Genomic DNA, 5,080 nt, shown 5'->3' with positions numbered 1-5,080 from the left:
AGGACATTGAGATTATCCAGAGAAACGTTTCCGCGTTGGCGGGGAAAGCAGTCTGCGATGCGTTCATAGTGTTCTTTTGTTATGATCATGGGGTTCAGCTTACCCCATGACCATAAAAACATCAATAGCGTTAACAGGCCCTAGGCCACTTCGGGACGCCTGGCCCCGTTCCAGAGAAAGACGGAATCGATGCCATAGGCGATGAAGCGGCTGCCCTGCGCCACCTGCCGCGCCAGCTCCTCCGGATCAGGCTGCACGATATGCAGACCCATAAGCGGACGATGTTTGCGGCAGACCTCATGGATGCGCCGCATGGCGGCCTGAAAGTCGGGATGGTCGAACTGCGCCGTCAGCCCCATGGAGCCGGACAGGTCGTACGGCCCCACCATGATGGCGTCCAGCCGGGGATGCGACAGGATGTCCTCCAGATGCTCCACGGCGCGGATGTGTTCTATCTGCGCCACCAGGAACACCCGGGAGGCCCGTTCCTTCATGTACCAGTCCATCCGCGTGCCGAAGGCATTGGCCCGGCAGAAGCCCACGCCGCGGTTCTCCCGCAGCGGCTCTCCGGGCAGCCTTCCGTCGTCATAGCCGGGATAGGTCGCCCAGCTGATGGCGGCATCAAGCTGCTCCCGGCTTTCGATCATGGGAAAAATAAGGCCCTGCGCGCCGGCCTCCAGCGCGCTCTTGATCTGCAGGCGCGTGGCCTCGGCCAGCCGGGCGAAGGGCGCGGCTCCGCCGCATTCGATGGCCCGGAAGATGTCCGTCAATCCGGTACGCCCGAACGTGCCGTGTTCCATGTCCGCGGCCACCCAGTCATAGCCCGCTCGGGCCAGCAGTTCGGCCACTTCCGCGGAGGGGAATTGCAGCCAGGTGCCTATGGTCGGTTTGTCCTGCGCCAGAGCGGCGCGAATAGTGTCGATGTTCATGGTCTCCGACGGCTTGCCGCCGCGGGGTTGAGGGTCATGCGATATGGCGAACATACCCCCTCATGCGTCGAAGCGCAATCACCGGTCCGCCCCCTCCTCCGACAGCCACGCGGCAAGCTTCGCGTACTGCTCCAGAAAAGGCTGTGCCGCGCGATAGGCCGGCACACACCACGGCTTGCGGCCGCAGTAATGCAGCAGTCTGCCCGCAAGCGCGTCCGGCTCCCGCTCCCAGCGGGCAGCCACATGCATCTGGTAATTGAAACGCTCCGGCAGCAGGGCATGAGGCAGCCTGCGGCAAAGCACGTTGAGGGCATCCTGATCGGGATACCGTGACGCGGCGGGCAGGGAAAGCAATGCCTGCCGCATGGCCTGCATCCAGGACGGCAGCAGACGCCGCAGGCGCGGCAGATGCAGCAGAAGCACCCCGGAATTGAGGCAGTCCGCCGGACGCAGGCCCATACGCCGGGCATAGGCGGGATGCAGCGACATGGCGGCATCACGCACCCCCCACAGAGCGGGCTCCCGGCCCCCGGCGGTCGCATCGTCCGCCGCCTGCCAGAAATCCGTCACGTCCATGAGGGCGCAGATGTCGCAGTCCAGATAGAGCAGACGCTCCACCCCAGCCAGCTCCGGCAGCTCCGGCAGCCAGTAGCGATAGAAGGCCCCCGGCCCGAAGGCCGCCGGCATGTTTTCGCGCAGCTCCGACGGCAGCGGCGGCAGCGGATGAAAACGGATCTCCCGCCCGCTCCGCCGGGCCACCGTTTCCAGGGCCCCCCGTCCCCGCGGCGGCAGCTCCTCGTCGTGCAGAATATGCACGCACAACGCCGCCGTGGTGTGGGCAAAGACCGTCAGCAGCGTTGCCGCCGCATGCAGGGAATACCTCCCGCTTTCATCCCGAAAGGCCAGGGCCAGATGATACACCAGCGTTCACCTCCAGCCGGCAACGACAGGAGGCCCCGCGCACGGCCCGTCCTGTCGTCCTTGCAAAAAAAGCCGTCAACGCGCTTCGCTGACGGCTTCGGAAAAAGGGGCCGGACACCCGGCAACAGCTGTTACCGCTGCTTTCTTTCGAACCTGACGGGGTTGGCAGTGCTGCCGCCGTCCGACCTGTACCCTCTCTAGCCGGAAAAACGCCCTTCGTCAAGCGCAAGGGATGCTTGCTGTCCGTTGCGTATTTTTCGGGGAGGGGAACCTTTTGTGATAGGTACATAGGTAATACTTTTGAAAAACCAGGCAGGAACTCGCGAAAAAAGCTGTTTGATCCCTGCCGCGACAACTGTGCTTGAGCGATCCACGCTGTACGTCGCCATGAGAAAACCGCTCTTGCGTTCGACAGCTGTAATAATGTAGCCACTTTTGCCGTTCCCCTGTAGCAACAAATCACATTCCCAGTGGCCGTAACAATCCTCCTCAGGCCGTGATGATATGCGGGGAAGCGCAAAAATCCTCGTTTTCCTGTCATGGACAAGACGCTTGCCCGGACCCTTGTGTCGAAGGTAGCGCCCAAACCCTCTGAGCGGCCTTCCCTTCTCGTATTGTCGGGAATCCTTGCTGATCCAGCGATACATACTTTTGAAGGAAATGTGGCGTGCCGGTTCTTCGGGAAATTCCTGTCGCAGGCGGCCCGCCTTTGAGCGGCCTGTGCATCATGTCTGCCGTTTTTCTTGGCGTTTCGCCGGACTTCCCTTGAAATGGCCGCTGGGCTGTAGCCGAGGAGATCGGCAATGCTTCTGAGGGATTTTTCCCCCGGACGCCGCTCCATGATTTCTCCGTGAGTTTTGGTAAGGTGTTTTTGCCCCATGACAGTTCCTCGCTGTTGAGGTGTTTGTTCACAAAACAACTGTCATGGGGCTTTCTTTTTTTGGCAAGCCCTCTGTTACCTTTCAATTGACAAGCTGCCCAAAACGGTTTCCCTCTCCTCCCTCGCAAAACAAGCTCTTGCTTGATGCGATACGCCTTACAACAGGCCGGGCAGGTGTTCGGCGTTGGTGAGGATGCGTTCCAGGGCGCTGTCGGAGAGGCCGCCGATGCGTTGCAGCCGCCGTTGTTCCTCGGCGGGATCGTAAAGGGGCCAGTCGCTGCCGAAGAGGAAACGTTCCAGCGGGTGTGCGTCCAGCAGCCGCCGCAGCAGGTGCGGCGTGACAAAGGGGCTGGTGCTTGAGGTATCGAACCAGACGTTGTCGAGCCCGGCCAGGGCATCTATGGCCATATCCCACATGAGATAGCCGCCGAAGTGCCCGGCGATGAGCGTCAGGCCCGGGAAGGCGCGGGCGATGGCCGCGAGCTGCTGCGGGCTGGAGGGCGCGGTGCTCGCGGGCTGGGCGCTGCCGATGTGCAGTTCGAACAGGAAGCGCCCCTGTGCGGCCTCGAACATGGGCAGCAGGCGCGGGTCGTCCAGCCGGAAGCCCTGAAAATCGGGATGCAGCTTGATGCCGCGCAAACCGCCGCGCTCCATGCTGTGGAGCTCTTCCTCCCAGCGGGCGTAGGCGGGGTGCAGTGTGCCGAAAGCGATGATCTCGGGGTGGATGCGCTGAAGTTCGCGGGCGTGGTTGTTGGCCGGGATGACCTGTGCGGGCGTGGTGGCGGCGCAGAGCACCACGCAGCGGTCCATACCGGCAGCGCGTTCGCAGGCCAGCAGGTGGTCCACCGTGCCGTCGCCTTCGCAGCGAAGGTCGTAGGCTTCGTTGAGGTGCGCCACGGCCTTTGCCGCGATCTTCGGATGGAAGGCGTGGGTATGGATGTCGATACGCATGAGGGCTCACCGGTGGCGACCGTCGCGCCGGCCCGCCGGGACATTGCCGGCGGATGTTCGCCGGTCGCGGCGGCGGGAGGCTGCTACCCTTTTACGGCATTGACCACGTTGATGGGCGTGCCTTCCTTCCAGCGCAGGATATTTTCCGCGGTCAGATTGATGATGTTCTGGCGGGCCCGCACCGTTGCCCAGGCCATATGCGGCGTGAGCAGGGTATTTGGCGTGGAAAAGAGGGGGTTGTCCCGGGCAGGGGGCTCGCTGACCATGACATCCGCGCCGTAGCCGCCGAGCTGGCCCGAATGCAGGGCGGCGGCCACGTCGTCCTCGTTGACCAGGGGACCGCGGGCGGCATTGAGCAGGATGGCGCCGTGCTTCATCTTCGCCAGGGTCTTCTTGTTGATGAGGCCCCGCGTGGTCTCGGTCAGCGGACAGTGCAGGGACACCACATCCGACTGGCTCAGCACCTGATCCAGCGTCGCGAAGGCAAAGGGCGCATAGGACGGGGGATTTTTGGGATTGCGCCGGTTGGCCAGCACCTTCATGCCGAAGGCATGCCCCAGCTCGCCGACGCGACGGCCGATATTGCCGTAGCCCACAAGGCCCAGCGTCATGCCCTCGAGGCACACCGGCGTGTGCATCCAGTAGCACCACTCGCCGCCGTCGGTCCACTGACCGCTGCGGATGCTCTGCGTATGTTCGCTCGTCCTGTGGCAGAGCTCCAGCAAGAGGGCCATGACGTGCTGGGCGACATCGTTGACGCCGTAGGCCACCACATTGCACACCGGGATATGGCGCTCGGCAAAGGCGTCGATGTCCACCACGTCATAGCCCGTGGCCACGACGCCGACCATCTTCACGTCGGGGAGCTGCGCCAGCGTCTCACGGCGCAGCTGAACCTTGTTGATAAGGACGACATCGGCCCTGGCGGCCCGCTGGGGGACCTGCTCCACCGTGCTGTCGTCGTAGACCTTGAGATCGCCCAGCGCTTCCAGCGGACCCCAGTCCACATCGCCGGGATTGAGCAGCTTGCCGTCGAGAATGACTATGTTCATGGCGTACCTCGCTGGCGAAATGTAGCCTGCCGCGCGGCGGGATGCAAGGGTGTTCCGGCGGGCTGCGGCGTCAGATGCGGCGGATGCCGGACAACAAAAAGGAACCCACCGGCAAAGCCGGTGGTTCTTCATATGCGCCTATAAGGCTTTTTTACCAGCCGCGCCCTAACAGGCGCATAGCGGTCTGACATCTGCATATCTGTTACTTGCGGCCCGTAAACGGGCTACCTGCATACGGAAGACTGAGCTGCGCCCCTAGTTTGTCTTCTTCTAGGTAGTGTTTACACGAGATTTATGTTATAAGAAGCGCATCAATTCTACAAGGATGTGCTTATGACGAATCCTCA

At 62.6% G+C, this 5,080-nt stretch carries 4 protein-coding genes, 1 other RNA gene and 2 pseudogenes; all 7 read right to left on the bottom strand.

Annotation, left to right across the window (positions count from 1 at the left end; genetic code table 11):
• Positions 1-140 precede the first annotated feature (140 nt).
• Complete coding sequence (locus Q0J54_RS11895; protein WP_296305959.1) at positions 141-929, bottom strand: aldolase/citrate lyase family protein; 789 nt, start codon at positions 927-929, stop codon at positions 141-143.
• A 78-nt stretch (positions 930-1,007) separates the two neighbouring features.
• On the bottom strand, positions 1,008-1,850 hold the full coding sequence (locus Q0J54_RS11890) for a glycosyltransferase (protein ID WP_296305958.1): 843 nt from the start codon (positions 1,848-1,850) through the stop codon (positions 1,008-1,010).
• A 101-nt stretch (positions 1,851-1,951) separates the two neighbouring features.
• Positions 1,952-2,041: signal recognition particle sRNA small type (ffs, locus tag Q0J54_RS11885), an RNA gene on the bottom strand.
• Between the two features lie 566 nt (positions 2,042-2,607).
• Positions 2,608-2,691 (bottom strand): annotated as a pseudogene (locus Q0J54_RS12270) (hypothetical protein); the annotation flags it as partial.
• Between the two features lie 195 nt (positions 2,692-2,886).
• On the bottom strand, positions 2,887-3,681 hold the full coding sequence (locus Q0J54_RS11880) for an amidohydrolase family protein (protein ID WP_296305957.1): 795 nt from the start codon (positions 3,679-3,681) through the stop codon (positions 2,887-2,889).
• Positions 3,682-3,764: 83 nt separating this feature from the next.
• A complete protein-coding gene (locus Q0J54_RS11875) occupies positions 3,765-4,733 on the bottom strand; it encodes a D-2-hydroxyacid dehydrogenase (RefSeq protein ID WP_296305956.1) in 969 nt (322 codons plus the stop codon).
• Positions 4,734-4,935: 202 nt separating this feature from the next.
• A pseudogene (locus Q0J54_RS11870) lies at positions 4,936-5,016 on the bottom strand (IS200/IS605 family transposase); the annotation flags it as partial.
• Positions 5,017-5,080 lie beyond the last annotated feature (64 nt).

It is taken from the genome of uncultured Desulfovibrio sp. (assembly GCF_944324935.1).
GTDB lineage: Bacteria > Desulfobacterota > Desulfovibrionia > Desulfovibrionales > Desulfovibrionaceae > Desulfovibrio.
This window is presented reverse-complemented; position numbering and strand designations above follow the sequence as displayed.